The organism is Thiomonas sp. X19 (assembly GCF_900089495.1).
Taxonomy (GTDB): Bacteria; Pseudomonadota; Gammaproteobacteria; order Burkholderiales; family Burkholderiaceae_C; genus Thiomonas_A.
This window is the reverse complement of record NZ_LT605203.1, coordinates 687,897-705,119: the sequence shown is the minus strand read 5'-3', so window position 1 is coordinate 705,119 and position 17,223 is coordinate 687,897. Positions and strand designations below refer to the sequence as shown.

Genomic DNA, 17,223 nt, shown 5'->3' with positions numbered 1-17,223 from the left:
GGGACTCGCAAGGAAACGCCGGGCCGTTCCCAAGTTTCCTTGGCCCCCCTCGGGGGGCCTGACGCGAAGCGGCAGGTCCGGGGGCGCTCATGCCGACGTCACATCACCACCGGATTGAAGATGCGCAGATAGTGCTGGAACTCGGCGTAGCTCTTGAACACGTAGTAGTTGCGCGCCTTGGCCATCATCGCCTCGTCGGGAAAGACGAGATCGCTGTCGGCCACCGCCGGATCCTTGATGACGTCGCGGATATAGGCCTGCGCCGCCGGGACCGGGCAGACGTAGTTCACATAGTCTTCCACCAGTCCGGCGATCTTGGGGGTGTAGTAGAAGTTCATCCATTCCAGCGCGCTCAGCGGGTTTTTCGCGCCGATGGGGATGAACATATTGTCGTGCCAGTACATCGCCCCTTCCTTCGGGATGATGAACTTGAGGTCCTTGTAGCCCTGGGTGTTGGCCTGGTAGATGTCGCCCGACCAGGCCATGGAAATCCAGGTGTCGCCGCTCTCGAGCGCCTTGATGTAGCTCTGGTCGTAGTACTGCCGCACCAGGCCCGCCTTGCGCTGCGCCAGCAGTTCCTCGGCGGCGGCCTCCCAGTCCGCCGGGGTGGCCTTGGCCGGGTCGATGCCGAGCTTGAGCAGGCCGAAGTCGCCGTACTGCGTGGGGTTCTTGAACATGCCCACATGGCCTTTGAACGCCGGGTCCCAGAGGTCGGCCACCGAGGTGATCTCGCGCTTGGTCAGCTTGGGGTTGTAGCCGATGCCGGTGAAGCCCGACTGCCACACCGTGGAGTAGGTGTTGTGCGGATCGTAGACGGGGTTGAGGATGCTGGGCGATGCGTACTTCCACACGTTCGGCAGTTTCTCCCTCCACAGCGGAATGGCCCAATGCTGCTGCAGCACTTCGGTGAACTGGTAGGCGTCGTTGGTCATCACCGCGAGGTCGTAGCCGGTGGCCTCGCCGGACTTGAGCAGCGGCGCGATCTTGGCGAAGAACTCGGGGTTGGACTGGATGGGCTCGAGGTATTTCACCGCGATGCCGGTTTCCTTGGTGAACATCTCCAGCGTGGGATGCGCGCCGGCCTTGGTGACGTCGATGTACAGCGGCCAGTTGGCGAACACCAGCTCCTTGGTGGGCTTTTGCTGCTTCCACCAGTCCATCCACTGCGCCATGCTCATCTTCGACCAGGCGGCCGCCTGCGCCATCTCGGGCAGGCCGAATGCGGCCAGGCCGATGGCTGCGCCGGTGGCGCTGAGGAAACCGCGCCGGTTCATTTTCAGCATCTCGGACAAGCGAGGCTGGGTGAGGCCGCGCAGCAGCGCGGGGGACAGGCGCAGGCCGGCGCCGTCGACTTGGCAGGTGTCGGATTCAGGGCGTGTGCGTTTCATTGTCTTGCTCCGGAGCGAGGACGCTGGACGGTTCGACCACAAAAGTGTGGCGCGGCTGCCAGCCCAGCCGCACGGCATCACCACGCTGCGGGGACAAGCCCGCGCCGAGGTTCTGGGCGACCACGGTGAAGGCTGGTCCGCCGTCCACCGCGACGCTGTATTGATGGCTCACGCCGATATAGGCGACCAGCTCGATGCGCCCCTCCAGGGCGTTCCAGCCATCCGGCAAGGCGGTGCCCGGCGCGAACAGCACGATCTTCTCCGGCCGCACGCCGACCTGCACCCGCGGGCCGCGCACCGTGGCTTCGCGCGCCGCGGCGTGCACCCGGCCGCCGCGCGGCAGCCGCACCGCCAGGCGCTCGCCGTCCTGGCCATCGAGCTCACCGTCGAGCAGGTTCGAGGCGCCGAGAAAGGTGGCGACGAATGTGTTCTCCGGGTGGTCGTACACCGCCTGCGGCGCGCCCACCTGGGCCACGCGCCCGCCGGACATCACCGCCAGGCGGTCGGACATGACCATCGCCTCCTCCTGGTCGTGGGTGACGAACAGGAAGGTGATGCCGACCTCGGACTGGATGCGCTTGAGCTCGATCTGCATCTGCTTGCGCAGCTTCAGGTCGAGCGCGCCCAGCGGCTCGTCCAGCAGCAGCAGCTTCGGCCGGTTCACCAGCGCCCGCGCCAGCGCCACGCGCTGCTGCTGGCCACCGGAGAGCTGGCTCGGCCGGCGCTTTTCGTGGCCGCGCAGCGCCACCAGATCGAGCATCTCATGCACCCGGCGGCTCAGCTCCTTGCCGCTCTGGCCCTTGCGACGCAGGCCGAAGGCGACGTTCTCGAACACGTCCAGATGCGGAAACAGGGCGTACGACTGGAACACCGTGTTGATGTCGCGCCGGTGCGCCGCCTGGTGGGTGATGTCCACGCCGCCGAGCAGGATGCTGCCCTGGCTGGGCAGCTCGAAACCGCCCACCATGTTCAGGGTCGTGGTCTTGCCGCTGCCGGAGGGGCCGAGCAGGCTGAAGAACTCGCCGGCGGCGATGTGCAGCGAAACGCCGTCCACCACATTGGCGGCGCCATAGGTCTTGCTCACGCGCTCCAGCCGCAGGTCCCAGCCGGAGGCCGATGCCGCTGCGCTGGCTTCGCGAAAATCATCGCGGTGATTTTCCGAAGGGCGCGTCGAATGCCAGGACGAGGGAGAATCCATCAGCCGATTCTAGGAATCCCAGGTTACGGCCTGGTGTAATTTTCACCTTCATCTGTAACACTTTATGGGGAATGCCCCGGGCTTTGATAAACCCCGTCTTGGTGCGTGAGAACCCCATCGCAGCGCGGGCTTGGTGCCTGGCGCCGGTCGCCAGGCCGCATCCCGGCATTCCGTTTGCATGGTGCCCCCGGTGGGGCGCGAGAAAATCAGCCCATGATCGAATGAAAACCCAAAAACTCGAATGACTCGATAATCGCTCACCGCTCCACGATAATCGAATGCACCCCATTCGGCGGCGCGGACCGGCTTGCGCGCGGTCGCGATCAATGGCCTCATGGGCATTGGTGCTCTAGGTTTTTTCGATGGAGCCACTTAAGCTTGCGTCACCGCCCGCTCCAGCACCGCCTCGCCCCCATGCGTTCTTACGATCTTGCCGAACTGCTGCTGACCGAGTTGCACCGGGCCGACAACCCGCATCACGCCGCACCGCTCAACCGTCGGCTGTACCAGACCTTGCGCAGCACCATCCTGGGCGGGCACCTCACCGCCGGCACGCAACTGCCATCCACCCGCGACCTGGCCCGCGACCTCGACCTGTCGCGCAACACCGTGATGTCGGCGGTGGGCCAGCTCGTCGCCGAGGGCTACCTCACGGCGCAGCAAGGCAGCGGCACCTATGTGTCGGACGCCCTGCCCGACCAGCGGCCGCTGACTCCCGCCAACTCCAGCCGCGCCCGCCAGGCGCGCGAGGCCGACGCCAACCCGCGCGATTTGTCGCAGCGCGGCTGCCTGCTGACGCAAAGCTCGGGCTCGGCGCAGTACGAGGTGCAGCCCTTCGCCCCGGGGACGATCGAGTTCACCGAATTCCCCATCCAGCTGTGGCAGAAGCTGCAGGCCAAATACTGGCGCAGCCTGGACCGCAACCTGCTGGACTACGGCCAGGAGGGCGGCTACATGCCGCTGCGCGTGGCCATCGCCCAATACCTCACGCTGTCGCGCTCGGTGCGGGTGACGCCCGAGCAGGTGCTCATCACCTCGGGCACGCAGCAGTCCATCGACCTCGCCGCGCGCCTGCTCACCGACCACGGCGACGAGGCCTGGGTGGAGAACCCATGCTACTGGGGCGCGCGCCGCGCGCTGCAGGCAGCGGGGCTGAAGCTGCGGCCCATCGGCGTGGACGCCGAAGGCATCGCCCCATCGGCCACCGACTGGCAGGGCAACCCGCGGCTGATCTACGTCACGCCCTCGCATCAGTACCCGCTCGGCCATGTCATGAGCCTGCCGCGCCGGCGTGCCCTGCTGGAGTTCGCCGCGCGCCGCCGCTGCTGGATTTTCGAAGACGACTACGACAGCGAATTCCGCTACACCGGCCGCCCCTACGCCAGCCTGCAAGGCCTGGACGAGCATGCCCAGGTGCTGTACTCGGGCACCTTCTCCAAGGTCATGTATCCCGGCATCCGCCTGGGTTATCTGGTGGTGCCCAAGGACCTGGTGCCGGCCTTCAACACCGGGCTGTACGACCTGTACCGGCCGGGCCAGCTGATGCTGCAGGCGGCGCTCACCGACTTCATCACCGAAGGCCACCTCAACACCCTGATCCGCCGCCTGCGCGTGGCCTACCAGACGCGGCGCGACGTCCTGGCGCGGCACATCCAGCAATGCCTGGGCGACCGCGTGCGCATCTCCGGCCAGGACTCGGGGCTGCATCTGTGCCTGGTGTTCCAGGACCCCGGCGTTGACGACGAAGCCATCGCCACCGCCGCCGCCGCCCAGGGCATGACGGTGCGCCCGCTGTCGCGCTACTCCATCGGCGAGCCGCAACAGCAAGGCCTCATCCTCGGCTACGCCTACGTGCCCACCGAACGCGTGGCGCCGTGGGCCAAGAAGCTGTGCGAGCTGATCCGCCAAGCGCTGGATTGAAGCTTGGCGCATGGGCCTGGCGCGTGGTCTGCCGAGCTGCGCGTCGAGCCGTGTTTTCCCCGCGCGTTCTGGCAATTCCGGCGTTGTCGCACTAGCATCGTTCTGCTGATGATCAGCCCGCGCCCACAAGGCGCGGAGGCGGCCCGGGGTGCAACACGTTCCAGGGCCAGACGCACAAACCGCAGCTTGCGCTGCACCGGCTGGCCGCATACCCTGCACAGGCCGCCACTCAGGAGACACGCGCCATGAACGCACCTTTGCCCGAATCCATCCGTCGGGCGCTCGAGCTGGTTTCGCTCGACGACAAATACACCCTCGAATCCGGCCGCGCCTTCATGAGCGGCATTCATGCCCTGGTGCGCCTGCCGCTGTTGCAGCGCCAGCGCGATGCCTTGTCCGGGCTCAACACCGCGGGCTTCATTTCCGGCTATCGCGGCTCGCCGCTGGGCGGTTACGACCAGGCGCTGTGGAAGGCCCAGAAGCAGCTGGCGGCGAACAACATCGTGTTCCAGCCGGGGGTGAACGAGGAGCTTGGCGCCACCGCCTTGTGGGGCACGCAGCAGCTCGACCTTTACCCCGAGCAGAACAAGTTCGACGGCGTGTTCGGCATCTGGTACGGCAAGGGCCCGGGCGTGGACCGCTGCTCGGACGTGTTCAAGCACGCCAATATGGCAGGCACCGCCAAACACGGCGGCGTGATCGCGGTGGCGGGCGACGACCATGTGGCGAAAAGCTCCACCGCCGCACACCAGAGCGACCACATCTTCAAGGCCTGCGGCCTGCCGGTGTTCTTCCCCAGCAATGTGCAGGACATCCTGGACCTGGGCCTACACGCCTTCGCCATGAGCCGCTATTCCGGCGTCTGGGCGGGGATGAAGACCATCCAGGAAGTGGTCGAGTCGTCGGCCTCGGTGGACGTGGCGGCGGACCGCGTGCGCATTGCACTGCCGAGCGATTTCGCCATGCCCGAAGGCGGCGTGCACATCCGCTGGCCGGACGATCCGCTCTCCCAGGAAGCGCGGCTGATGGACGTGAAGTGGTACGCCGCGCTGGCCTATATCCGCGCCAACCGGCTGAACCACACCGTCATCGACAGCCCGCATGCGCGTCTCGGCATCATGGCTTCGGGCAAGGCTTACAACGACACCCGCCAGGCGCTGGCCGACCTCGGGCTGGACGACGCCACATGCGCGCAACTCGGCATCCGCCTGCACAAGGTGGCCGTGGTGTGGCCGCTGGAGGCCCAGCTCACGCGCGAGTTCGCAACCGGGCTGCAAGAAATTTTGGTGGTGGAGGAAAAGCGCCAGGTCATTGAATACCAGCTCAAGGAAGAACTCTACAACTGGCGCGAAGACGTGCGCCCGAACGTGATCGGCAAGTTCGACGAGCTTCCCGGCGACAACTCCGGCGGCGAATGGAGCCAGCCCAACCCCGGCGCCAACTGGCTGCTCACGGCCAAGGGCGACTTGAATCCCGCGGTCATCGCCCGCGCCATTGCCGGTCGGCTGGAACGGCTGGGCATCCTGCGCGAGGCCGGGGTGGACGTGCAGCGCCGCGTGCAGCAGCGCGTGGACGTGATCAACGCCAAGGAGCGCGCGCTTGCCGCCATGCCGGTGGGCGAGAAACGCCCGCCCTGGTTCTGCTCCGGCTGCCCGCACAACACCAGCACCCGCGTGCCCGATGGCTCGCGCGGCCTGGCCGGCATCGGCTGCCATTACATGGTGGTGTGGATGGACCGCAGCACCTCCACCTTCAGCCAGATGGGCGGCGAAGGCGCGGCCTGGGTGGGCCAGGCGCCGTTCACCAAAGACAAGCATGTGTTCGCCAATCTGGGCGACGGCACCTACTACCACTCGGGCCTGCTCGCCATCCGCCAGGCGATCTCGGCCAAGGCCAACATCACCTACAAGATTCTGTACAACGGCGCCGTCGCCATGACCGGCGGCCAGCCGGTGGAAGGCAGCCTGAGCGTGGCGCAGATCAGCCGCGAACTGCAGGCCGAGGGCGCGCGGGAGATCGTCGTCGTCACGGACGAGCCGGAGAAGTACCAGCAGGTCACCGACCTCGCCTCCGGCGTGACAGTGCACCACCGCGACGAACTCGACGCCATCCAGCTGCGCCTGCGCGAAGAGGCGGGCGTGACGGTCATCATCTACGACCAATACTGCGCCACCGAAAAACGCCGCTTGCGCAAGCGCGGCAAGATGGTGGACCCGGCCCGCCGCGTGGTCATCAACCCCCTGGTGTGCGAGGGCTGCGGCGACTGCTCCGAGCAAAGCAACTGCCTGTCGGTGGAGCCGCTGGAAACCGAGTTCGGCCGCAAGCGCACCATCAACCAGAGCACCTGCAACAAGGACTTTTCCTGCCTCAAGGGCTTCTGCCCCAGCTTCGTCACGGTGGAAGGCGGGCAGTTGCGCAAGCCCGTGGCCAAGCAGGGACCGAACCTCGACGCGCTGCCGCCGCTGCCCGAGCCCGTCGTCCCTGCCCCGGTGAAGGCCGACCGCGCCGGCGGTGGCTGCTACGGCATTCTGGTGGCGGGGGTTGGCGGCACCGGGGTCATCACCATCGGCCAGTTGCTGGGGGTGGCGGCGCATATCGAAGGCAAGGGCATCGTCACGCAAGACGCTGCCGGCTTGGCGCAAAAAGGCGGCGCCACCTGGAGCCATGTGCTCATTGCCGACACGCCACAGCAGATTCACACCACCCGCGTGGCCATGGCCGAGGCCGAACTCATCCTCGGCTGCGACCCCATCGTCACCGCCGACCGCGAAACCCTCTCCCGCGTGCGCGAGGGCCGCACGTTCGTGGCGCTCAACACCCATGGCGCGCCCACCGCCACCTTCGTGCACCAGCCCGACTGGCAGTTCCCCGGCGCGGTCTGCAGCCAGACCATCGCCCAGGCTGCCGGCGCCGACCAGGTGGCCGGTTTCGACGCCGAAGCCGCCTCGCTGCGCCTGCTCGGCGACGCCATCTATGCCAACCCCATGCTGCTCGGTTTCGCCTGGCAAAAGGGCTGGATTCCGCTGGGCCAGGCCGCACTGCTGCGCGCCTTCGAGCTCAATGCCGTGCAGGTGGAGAAGAACAAGGCCGCATTCGAATGGGGCCGCCGCGCCGCGCACGATCCGCAAGGCTTCGCCGCGCTGGCCACCACGGAACAGGTCATCACCCTGGCGCGCCGGCCGTCGCTGGACGAAGTGGTGAAGCGCCGCGTCGAGTTCCTCACCGCCTACCAGAATGCGGCCTATGCGGCGCAGTACGCCGAGGTGGTCGCCCGGGTGCAGAGCGCCGAGGCTGCGCTGCCATCCACACGCCTGAGCGAGGCCGTGGCCAAGGACCTGTTCAAACTCATGGCCATCAAGGACGAATACGAAGTCGCCCGGCTGCACGCCGACCCCGCATTCGCGCAACAACTGCAAGGCCAGTTCGAAGGCGACTTCAAGCTGCATTACCACCTGGCCCCGCCCATGCTCGCGAAGCGCAACACCAAGGGGGAGTTGGTCAAACGCGAGTTCGGCCCCTGGATCGGCAGCCTGTTCAAGCTGCTGCGCCACGGCAAGGCGCTGCGCGGCACCGCGCTCGACCTGTTCGGCCGCACCGCGGAACGCCGCGAGGACCGCGCCACCCTGGCCCGCTACCGCGCCACCGTGGACGAACTGCTCGCCGGCCTGACGCCGCAGAACCTGGCGCTGGCGGTGCGGATCGCCAGCCTGCCCGAGCACATCCGCGGCTACGGCCACATCCGCGCCCGGCATCTCGCCCAGGTGCTGCCGCAGTGGGATGGGCTGATGCGGCAGTGGCGCGAGGGTGGTGAGGCCGTGCTGCCGCGCGCTGCGGCGGACAACGTCGCCGCATGAGCGGCGCTTGCGGCGGCGCCGCGTGTCCACACCGGCCATGGGCGCGCGCACCATCGCGCCCATGCTGACCCTCGCCCTCAAGGCCGCGCTCGGCGCTGCCGCAGCCCTGCTCATCGCGGTGCTCGCGGCCAGCCGCAACTACGTCATCGCCGGGCTGGTGCCGTTGTTTCCGACCTTCGCCCTCGTCGCCCATGTGCTGGTGGGGCGTGAACACGGGCCTGCCGCGCTCAGGGCCACGGTGGTGTTCGGGCTGTGGGCCATGCTGCCGTATGCGGCGTATCTGCTGGCGGTGTACGCCCTGGCCGACCGCCTGCCGCTGGGATGGGCCCTGGCCAGCGCCACGCTGCTGTGGCTGCTGGCGGCGGGCGTGCTGATCCTGGCCTGGTCGCGGCTGCACGCGGGCTGAGGGCGCTGGCCGCCGGGCATCAGCGGCGCGACATCAGCGGCTGTCGCGCCGCGCTCGCGCGCAACCTCGCGCCGATTTGCCGATACGCTTGTGCCTTGCCGCGCACCGCGCCGCATCGCCCGGCGCATCTCCACATTCACGACCTCGCCCCATCATGCCCGCCTCCTGGCTTGCCGCCCTCAACACCGCCCTGCCCTATCTCGAATCGCTGGCCAAGGTTGCGCTGCCGGTGTTTGGTCAGCGCAAGCAGGCCAAGGAAGCGGCCGATGCCAGCCAGCAGCAACTGGCCGAACTGCAAACCGCCGTGACGCGCAACGCCGAGCATGTGCGCGAACTGGCGCTGCAACTGCAGCAGGCGCTGGGCGCGCTGGAGCAGGCCGGGGTGGAACTGGCCGCGGCCCAACGCCGGCAACGCTGGTGGAGCGCCGCCGCGCTGGCCCTGGCGCTGCTGGCCACGGTCTTGGCGGGCTATGCGGTCTGGCGCTGAAGCCCCGTCAAGGGCGAAGGCAGCGGGGCCGACACCGGTCCCGCTGCCGCGCCGGCGGATGCGACGGCCCAGGCCCCGGCTCGACCCTCAAGCTGGCTGCGCTTGTGGCGCCTGCTGGTGCTGAGCCTGCTCACGGCGTTTGCGCCCATGTCGATCGACAGGATCCGCCCGCTTTCGGGCCAGATCGGACAGGACTTGCGCACCAGCCCCGGCGCGGCGCAGGGTTTGAGCGGCTGCGCCGGCATCGTCCTGGTGCGCAGCATGGTGCGCGACTGGTTCGCCCCCGAGCAGGTGGCGCGGGTGTTTTCGCGCCTCGCCCTGGTGCTCGGCCTGGCGCCCATCCTGGCGCCGCTGGCCGGTGGCTGGCTGGTGCGGCATGCCGATTGGCGCTGGGTGTTCGGCGTGCTGGCGGGCTTCGGCTTGGCCGGCACCGCGGTGGCCGCGCTGGCGCAACACACGCCGCCTGGCCCATGGCCGCGGCCCTGGCCTGCCGCGCCTGGGCGGGATGGGCGATGCCTCGGCGCATGGCAAGCAGGGCCTGCCGACCCTGCCCCGCCTGCGGACCGCGCTGAAGCGCGTGGCGCCACTGGCTCCAGCATGCGCGGATGCCACCCCGTCTCACTCCTCCACCGCACTCACCCTGACCGCCACGTCCAGCGTGTGTTCGCCACCGCCGCGGATGACGCCACGCAGGGGGGAGACGTCGGCGAAGTCGCGGCCGACGGCGACGCGCACGTAGTCGGCCGCGGGTTGGCGGTCGTTGGTGGGGTCGAACTCGACCCAGCCATGCGCCGGGCACCAGACCTCCACCCAGGCGTGCGAGGCGTCGGCGCCCACCAGCTGCGCTTCGCCGGGGGGCGGGCGCGAGCGCAGGTAGCCGCTGACGTAACGCGCCGCCAGACCCACGCCGCGCAGGGCGGAGAGCATGACATGGGCGTAGTCCTGGCAGACGCCGTGGCGCAGTTCCAGGGCTTGCGGCGCGCGGGTGTGGGCCTCGGTGCTTTCGGGGTCGTAGGTGAAATCGGCGTGGATGCGGTGCATCAGGTCCAGCGCGCCTTCGAGCAGCGGGCGGCGCGGGGTGAAGCTGGGCGCGGCGTAGGCGGTGGCTTGGGCGAACAGCGGCGAGAAATGGCTGCCGAAGCTGAACTCGGCCTGCGCCACGAAGGGCTTGCCGGCGCGGTAGAGCAGCAGGTCGCGCACGTGGCCCCAGGCGGGGCTGGCGGCGAAGTCGGGCGGGGTCGGCGCCTGCACCCGCACCAGGCTGATGGCGTTGACGCTCAAGGTGTCGTGCGGGGTGTAGAAGGCGAACAGGCGGCGGGCGTTGCCGAACACGTCGTGGCCTTCGCTGGCGTGGTCGGGCGCGGGCCCGACGACGCATTCGTGCAGCACGCATTGCTGCGTGGTTTCGTCACGCGGGCGCAGGTGGGCGAGGTGATGAGCCAGTTCCACCGGCGCCTCGTAGGTGTAGGCGGTGAGGTGTTCGACGCGGTAGAGCACGCCGGCTGCGCTGTGCCGCGGCAGGAGGTTGGCGCTGGTCTGCGTCTGCGACTGATTCATGGCGATGGGAGGGGCGTGCAACTGGCGTGGGATGGCGATGGCGCGAGCGCGGCGAGCAGCCCGTTCAGTAGCCACCCAGGCTGCGATCGACCGCGCCGACATGGGCGAAGTAGCGGCGGCTGATTTCTTCCGACAGGCGCCAGGTGCTGGCGCTGATCTGCGCCAGGGTCTGCTCCAGCCAGGCGTGGCGCTGGGCCGAGTCCTGCACGCAAAGCTCGGGCAGATGCCAGGCGTCGGGGTCGGGCGCGAGTGCCAGCAAGGCTTCGCGGTCGGCAGCACTGCCCGGCAGCTTGGCCAGACGCGCCTGCAGGGTTTGCGCCACCCAGCCGAGGGCGCGGGGGTTCTCGCGGTCGAGCACCAGCAGGTCGAGCAAGGGCGGAACCTCGAGCCGCTTCTGGTACAGCGCGCGGTAGGTGATGATGCTGTCGAACAGGCGCAGCAGCAGGTTGAAACCGCTGTCGCTGCGCACCGCGCCGGTGGCGAAGGCGCTGCTCAGGGCATCGGCCATGAGGATCAGGCGTTCGATGTGGCGGCCGATGCTGAGCAGGCGCCAGCCGTCGTCGCGGGTCATGCGGTCGGTTTGCGCGCCGGTGATGGCGCAGAGGATTTCGCTGATGCGGTCCAGCCCCTGCATCGCCTGGCCGGGCTGCCAGTCGGCATGGTGCGCGGCGCTGGACGGCGGCAGGATTTCGACCGCAGCCGCGGCCCCGATCCACTGGCGGTGCTCCGCGCCCAGGCGCTCGCGCACCTGCCCCGCCGCATGCCCCAGCGCCTGCAGGTTCTGCACGATGCCGCCGGCATGCCGCCCGGCCACCAGACCGCGAATCAGGGCGCGCTCGAAGCCCTGCGGCTGCTCGGCAAGTTCGGGCGTGTCGAACTCGACCAGGCCGCTGCGGCGGCACCATTGATCGAGCACGGCGCACACCGCCGGGCCCAGGTCGTCGTCGCCCGCAAGCGCCTGCAGCGCGAGTTGCGCCAGGCGCGTGCTGTGCTCGGCGCGCTCGGTGTAGCGCCCGATCCAGAACAGGTTTTCCGCCGCGCGGCTGGTGACCACGCGGTGATGCTGCACCAGGTCTTGCGGGCGCATGGGAGCGGGCAGCATGGTGCTGTCGTCCACCGCCTCGCCGGTGATGATCCAGGCGTCCTGGCTGCCGCCGCCACGCTGCATCGACACGGTGTTGCCGCCCGGCGGCGCGGTGCGCACCAGGCCACCGGGCAGCACGCGCCAGCCGCCGCGGCCGTCGGCCAGGGCATAGACGCGCAGCATGGCGGCGCGCGCGCCCATGCGGCCGTCGCTCCACACCGGAACATGCGGCAGCGGCAGGTATTGCTGCAGCGCGACCTGCGCCGGCTCGCTCTGCACCCGGCGGCGCCAGGCCGGGAGCTGGCCGAAGTCCAGACTGGCGGTGACGACGGCCTCGAAGCCGCTGTCGGCATGCACCGGCTTGATCACCCAGGCGCGCAAGTCGTCCAGCGGCGCATCGCACACGCCCGGCTCGCCGCACCACCAGGTGGGCAGCGAAGGCAGCAGCAGCGGCTCGCCGAGCAGGGTCTGGCACAACCGCGGCATGAAGCCGTGCACCGCAGGCGATTCGAGGAAACCGGCGCCCAGCGCATTGGCCAGCAGCACATTGCCGGCGCGCACTGCTTGCAGCAGGCCGGGCACGCCGAGCATGGAATCGGGGCGCAGTTCCAGCGGGTCGCAAAAGCTGTCGTCCAGCCGGCGCAGCACCGCGTGCACCGGTTCCAGCCCGCGCAGGGTCTTGAGGTAGAGGCGGTCTTCGCGCACCGTCAGGTCGTTGCCTTCGGCCAGGGTGATGCCGAGGTAGCGGGCGAGATAGACCTGCTCGAAATAGGTTTCGCTGTAGGGGCCGGGCGTCAGCAGCACGATGCGCGCCTGCGGCCCGCCCGGGGCCAGGCGCTGCAGCGTGTCCATCACCAGGCGGTAGCTGGCGGCCAGGCGCTGCACCCGCAGGCTGCCGAATGCTTCGGGGAACAGGCGGGAGATGAGCAGCCGGTTTTCCAGCAGATAACCCAGGCCGGACGGCGCCTGCACCCGCTGGCTGACCACGCGCCAGTTGCCGTCGGGCCCGCGCGCCAGGTCGAAGGCGGCGATGTGCAGCCACAAGTCGCCCGGCGGGCTGTGGCCGTGCAGCGCGCGCAGGTAGCCGGGGTTGCCCTGCACCAGCGCCGGCGGCAGCAGGCCTTCGCGCAGGGTGCGTTGCGGCCCGGTGTAGATGTCGGCGAGGATGGTGTTGAGCAGGGCGGCGCGCTGGGCGGCGCCGGCGGCGATTTGCCCCCAGGAGGCGGCGTTGACGATCAGCGGAAACAGGTCGACCGACCAGGCGCGGCTGGGCTGCTCGGCGTCGGCGTGGACGTTGTAGGTGACGCCGTCGTCGTGAATCTGCTGGCGCAGCAGCGCTTCGCGCGCCGGCAGGCCGTCGAAGCCGTCGGGCCCGAGTTGGCGGAAGAACTGCGCCCAGTGCGGTGCCAGCGGCGCGCCGGTGCTGCCGTCGCCCAGGCGGGCGCGCAGCGAGTCCCAGTGGCCGGGTGGCACCGGCGAGGCGAGGTCAGCTGCGAGGTCGACCAGGGCGTCGGCCGGGTCGGCGGTGGGGTCGGTGTGGAACAGGCTTGCCATGTGGCGATTGTCACATTGTCAGGGTGGCCCGGCGTCCAGCCGGGGGCGGACTCAACCCTTGCGCTGGCGCAAGTCCAGCGTGAACGGGAACTCCAGGCTGGGCTGGGCCGGCGCCACCACCATGCGCCCGGGGGTGTGGCCAAGGCCGATGAAGCGCGCCAGCCGCCGGCTCTCGGCCTCGTAGGAGTTCACCGGGAAGGTGTCGTAACTGCGGCCGCCGGGGTGGGCGACGAAGTATTGGCAGCCGCCGAGCGAGCGCTCCATCCAGGTGTCGACGATGTCGAAGGTGACCGGCGCGTGGGTGCCGATGCTGGGGTGCAGCGCCGAGGGCGGCTGCCAGGCGCGGTAGCGCACGCCGCAGACGAATTCGCCGCTGCGCCCGGTGGGTTGCAGCGGCACGGCGCGGCCGTTGACGGTGAGCACGTGGCGGCTGTCGGCCATGCCGCTGAGCTTGACTTCCAGCCGCTCCAGTGAGGAATCCACATAGCGCGCGGTGCCGCCGGCGGTGGTTTCTTCGCCCATCACATGCCAGGGTTCGAGCGCCATGCGCACTTCGAGCTTGACGCCGCTGGCGGCGTATTCGCCCAGCAGCGGGAAGCGGAAGGTGTGGTGCGGCGCGAACCATTGCGGGTCGAAGTCGAAGCCGGCGTCGCGCAGCTCGGTGAGCACGTCGTCGAAGTCCATGGCAATGAAGGTGGGCAGCAGGAAGCGGTCGTGCAGCGCCGTGCCCCAGCGCTGCAGCGCTGCGGTGTAGGGCTGGGCCCAGAAGCGCGCCACCAGCGCCCGCAGCAGCAGTTGCTGCACCACGCTCATGCGCGCATGCGGCGGCATCTCGAAGGCGCGCAGTTCCAGCAGGCCCAGGCGGCCGGTGGCGCTGTCGGGGCTGTAGAGCTTGTCGATGCAGAACTCGCTGCGGTGGGTGTTGCCGGTGACGTCGATGAGGATGTTGCGCAGGCTGCGGTCCACCAGCCAAGGAGGTAAGTAGGGTCCCCCAGTCTCACTGCGTTCGCCACTCCCCGAGGGGGTGCTCGCAGCTTGGGGCGGCCCGGCGCTGCTCGCGTCGCGGCCGAAGCGCTCGCGGTTGCGGCGCAGTTCCTGCAGCGCGATTTCCAGTTCGTACACCTGATCGTTGCGCGCCTCGTCCACCCGCGGCGCCTGGCTGGTGGGGCCGATGAACATGCCGCTGAAGAGATAGCTCAGGGATGGATGGTTGTGCCAGTACGCCACCAGGCTGGCGAGCAGGTCGGGGCGGCGCAGGAAGGGGCTGTCGGCCGGCGTGGCGCCGCCCAGCACCACATGGTTGCCGCCGCCGGTGCCGGTGTGGCGGCCGTCGAGCATGAACTTCTCGGCCCCCAGGCGGGTTTCGAACGCCGCCTGGTACAGGAACTCGGTGTGATCGACGATTTCGGCCCAGTGGTGCGCCGGGTGGATGTTGACTTCGATGACGCCGGGGTCGGGCGTGACCTGCAGCAGCACCAGGCGCGGGTCGCGCGGCGGCGGGTAGCCTTCCAGCACCAGCTTGACCCGCAGGCGCTGCGCGGTGGACTCGATCGCGGCGAGCAGCTCCAGATAGTCTTCCACCTCCGCCAGCGGCGGCATGAATACATAGAGAATGCCGCCACGCGCTTCCACGCACAGCGCGGTGCGCACGGTGTTGGCGGCGGAGACGAAGCGTGCAGGTTTGCGGTCGGGGTCGAGGACATGAGAGGAAGGCTGGGTGCTCGCGGGCCTCCCACCCCAGCCCTCCCCGCCCGCGGGGAGGGGGCTTTCACTCCTCCCCCACGCGTGGGGGAGGTCGGGAGAGGGAGCGCCGCCCGACCCTGGTGCGCCACGACCCTGGCCTTGCACCGCAACGGTGCCGCCCACGGCAAAGCCACCCCCAGGACGGTGCGCGTCCACGCCACCACCAGGGTTGTATTGCTGCCGCAGTGGCGCGGCGTCGGGCAGCGGCCGGCGTGGGGCGAAGGGGTCTTGCGCGAAGTCCGTCTGGCGCTCGCCTTCGGTGGCCCAGGGCAGCGAGTCCAGCGGCAGGCGCCAGCCCATGGCGGAGTCGCCGGGGAACAGATACATGCGCTCGTCACGGAAAAACCAGGGACCGGAGACCCAGCGCGGCCCGGCCAAGGAAAGGCCGGCCCGCCCCAAGTTTCCTTGACCCCCTCGGGGGGCGGACTGGGCAGCGCCCAGGCCTGGGGGCGCTGCCATGTCTGCAGCACCGGGCTCGCGCCGCAGCGGCAGGGCGTAGCCGGTGGGGTTGCGCAGGCCCTGCTCGAACACTTTGTGCAGGCGCTGGCGTTCGAGTTCGTCCTCGACGCGCGAGTCGAACGGGTCGGCATTCACCGGCAGGCGGCGTTCGCGCCAGAGGTAGTACCAGGCGTCCTCAAAACCGGCCTGGGCATGCGAAGGGTTCACGCCGAGGGCATCGATCAGCGCCAGCATGAAGGTGTGGGCGTCCTCGCGCGTGGCCCGTCCGCCGAGGCGTTCATCGGCGAACAACGACGCGTCGCGCCAGCAAGGCTGGCCGTCGCGCCGCCACACCGCCGACAGCGCCCAGCGCGGCAGTTGCTCGCCCGGATACCACTTGCCCTGGCCGAAGTGCAGAAAGCCGCCGGGGCCGTAGCGCTGGATGAGTTTGCCGATGAGTTCGCCAGCGTAGCCGCGCTTGGTCGGACCTTGCGCGTCGGTGTTCCATTCGGGCGCGTCGCGGTCGGTGACGGCGACGAAGGTGGGCTCGCCGCCTTGCGTCAGGCGCACGTCGCCATTGTTCAGCTGCTGATCGACCACCTCGCCCAGGGCCAGCACCGCCTGCCACTGGGCGTCGGTGTAGGGCTTGGTGACGCGCGGCGACTCGTACACGCGCGTGACAGCCATGTGGTGGCTGAACTCGACCTCGCATGCGTCCACCAGCCCCTCCACCGGAGCGGCGCTGGACGGTGACGGGCTGCAGGCCAGCGGAATATGGCCTTCGCCGGTGAGCAGGCCGGAGGTGGGGTCGAGGCCGATCCAGCCGGCACCGGGGAGGAAGACTTCGCACCAGGCGTGCAGGTCGGTGAAGTCGGCGGTGGCGCCGCTGGGGCCGTCCAGCGCCTTCACGTCGGGCGTGAGCTGGATGAGATAGCCCGAGACGAAACGCGCCGCCAGCCCCAGATGCCGCAGCACCTGCACCAGCAGCCAGCCGGTGTCGCGGCAGGAGCCGCAGCCCAGCTCCAGGGTGCGCTCCGGGGTTCGCACCCCCGGCTCCATGCGGATGAGGTAGCTGATGTCGCGCTGCAGGCGCTGGTTGATGTCGACGATGAAGTCCTGCGTGCGCCGCGGCTTGGTCAGGTCGATGCTGTCGAGCAGCGCCGCCAGCCGCGGGGTGCGCGCACCGGCCAGCAGATAAGGCGCCAGCTCGGCTTTGAGCTCGGGCGCGTACTGAAACGGAAACTCCTCGGCTTCGGGTTCGAGGAAGAAATCGAAGGGGTTGTAGACCGACATTTCGGCCACCAGATCGACGGCGATCTGCAGCAGCCGTGTCTTTTGCGGAAACACCAGCCGCGCCTGGTAATTGGCGAACGGATCTTGCAGCCAGTTGATGAAATGATCGGCCGGCTCGACCCGCTGGCTGAACGACAGGATGGGCGTGCGGCAATGCGGCGCCGGGCGCAGGCGCACCACATGCGGCGAGAGGTTGACGGGCCGGTCGAAGCGATAGGTGGTGATGTGGCTGAGCGCAACGTGGATGGCCATGATGGCACCTGTGGGCTTGGAGCGGGGGGCGGAAGGCTAGCTGGACGAT

General features: G+C 69.3%; 9 protein-coding genes and 1 pseudogene. 5 read left to right on the top strand and 5 right to left on the bottom strand.

The window, feature by feature from the left end; translation table 11 throughout:
- Positions 1 to 98: 98 nt before the first annotated feature.
- Both THIX_RS03325 and THIX_RS03320 read right to left on the bottom strand, forming a co-directional pair.
- Positions 99 to 1,388, bottom strand: coding sequence for a spermidine/putrescine ABC transporter substrate-binding protein (locus THIX_RS03325; protein WP_112484918.1), 1,290 nt, complete (start codon positions 1,386 to 1,388; stop codon positions 99 to 101).
- Entirely contained in the window at positions 1,369 to 2,586 is a 1,218-nt protein-coding gene (locus THIX_RS03320; protein WP_112484916.1) for an ABC transporter ATP-binding protein, read from the bottom strand. The genes THIX_RS03325 and THIX_RS03320 overlap by 20 nt, the downstream gene beginning before the upstream one ends.
- A gap of 414 nt (positions 2,587 to 3,000) precedes the next feature.
- On the opposite strand from THIX_RS03320, the gene THIX_RS03315 reads away from it, so the two are divergent.
- The 5 genes and pseudogenes from THIX_RS03315 to THIX_RS24745 all read left to right on the top strand — a co-directional run.
- Positions 3,001 to 4,506 (top strand): PLP-dependent aminotransferase family protein, encoded by a 1,506-nt coding sequence (locus tag THIX_RS03315; RefSeq protein ID WP_112484914.1) that lies wholly within the window; start codon positions 3,001 to 3,003, stop codon positions 4,504 to 4,506.
- 245 nt (positions 4,507 to 4,751) lie between these two features.
- A complete protein-coding gene (locus THIX_RS03310; protein ID WP_112484911.1) occupies positions 4,752 to 8,360 on the top strand; it encodes an indolepyruvate ferredoxin oxidoreductase family protein in 3,609 nt (1,202 codons plus the stop codon).
- Positions 8,361 to 8,382: 22 nt separating this feature from the next.
- On the top strand, positions 8,383 to 8,766 hold the full coding sequence (locus THIX_RS03305) for a GlpM family protein (protein WP_233224373.1): 384 nt from the start codon (positions 8,383 to 8,385) through the stop codon (positions 8,764 to 8,766).
- Between the two features lie 154 nt (positions 8,767 to 8,920).
- On the top strand, positions 8,921 to 9,253 hold the full coding sequence (locus tag THIX_RS03300; RefSeq protein ID WP_112484909.1) for a chemotaxis protein: 333 nt from the start codon (positions 8,921 to 8,923) through the stop codon (positions 9,251 to 9,253).
- Positions 9,254 to 9,400: 147 nt separating this feature from the next.
- A pseudogene (locus tag THIX_RS24745) lies at positions 9,401 to 9,685 on the top strand (MFS transporter); the annotation flags it as partial.
- A 186-nt stretch (positions 9,686 to 9,871) separates the two neighbouring features.
- Here THIX_RS24745 and THIX_RS03290 read toward each other — a convergent pair.
- The 3 genes from THIX_RS03290 to THIX_RS03280 form a co-directional block, all read right to left on the bottom strand.
- Positions 9,872 to 10,810 (bottom strand): transglutaminase family protein, encoded by a 939-nt coding sequence (locus THIX_RS03290; protein ID WP_112484907.1) that lies wholly within the window; start codon positions 10,808 to 10,810, stop codon positions 9,872 to 9,874.
- 64 nt (positions 10,811 to 10,874) lie between these two features.
- Entirely contained in the window at positions 10,875 to 13,448 is a 2,574-nt protein-coding gene (locus tag THIX_RS03285; RefSeq protein ID WP_112484905.1) for a circularly permuted type 2 ATP-grasp protein, read from the bottom strand.
- Between the two features lie 51 nt (positions 13,449 to 13,499).
- Complete coding sequence (locus THIX_RS03280; RefSeq protein WP_112484903.1) at positions 13,500 to 17,174, bottom strand: DUF2126 domain-containing protein; 3,675 nt, start codon at positions 17,172 to 17,174, stop codon at positions 13,500 to 13,502.
- Between the last annotated feature and the right edge of the window lie 49 nt (positions 17,175 to 17,223).

What these genes read in the sequence shown, in the direction of transcription:
- THIX_RS03325 (WP_112484918.1), bottom strand. Translation starts at nt 1,388, where the DNA reads ATGAAACGCACACGCCCTGAATCCGACACCTGCCAAGTCGACGGCGCC.
- THIX_RS03320 (WP_112484916.1), bottom strand. Translation starts at nt 2,586, where the DNA reads ATGGATTCTCCCTCGTCCTGGCATTCGACGCGCCCTTCGGAAAATCAC.
- THIX_RS03315 (WP_112484914.1), top strand. Translation starts at nt 3,001, where the DNA reads ATGCGTTCTTACGATCTTGCCGAACTGCTGCTGACCGAGTTGCACCGG.
- THIX_RS03310 (WP_112484911.1), top strand. Translation starts at nt 4,752, where the DNA reads ATGAACGCACCTTTGCCCGAATCCATCCGTCGGGCGCTCGAGCTGGTT.
- THIX_RS03300 (WP_112484909.1), top strand. Translation starts at nt 8,921, where the DNA reads ATGCCCGCCTCCTGGCTTGCCGCCCTCAACACCGCCCTGCCCTATCTC.
- THIX_RS03290 (WP_112484907.1), bottom strand. Translation starts at nt 10,810, where the DNA reads ATGAATCAGTCGCAGACGCAGACCAGCGCCAACCTCCTGCCGCGGCAC.
- THIX_RS03285 (WP_112484905.1), bottom strand. Translation starts at nt 13,448, where the DNA reads ATGGCAAGCCTGTTCCACACCGACCCCACCGCCGACCCGGCCGACGCC.
- THIX_RS03280 (WP_112484903.1), bottom strand. Translation starts at nt 17,174, where the DNA reads ATGGCCATCCACGTTGCGCTCAGCCACATCACCACCTATCGCTTCGAC.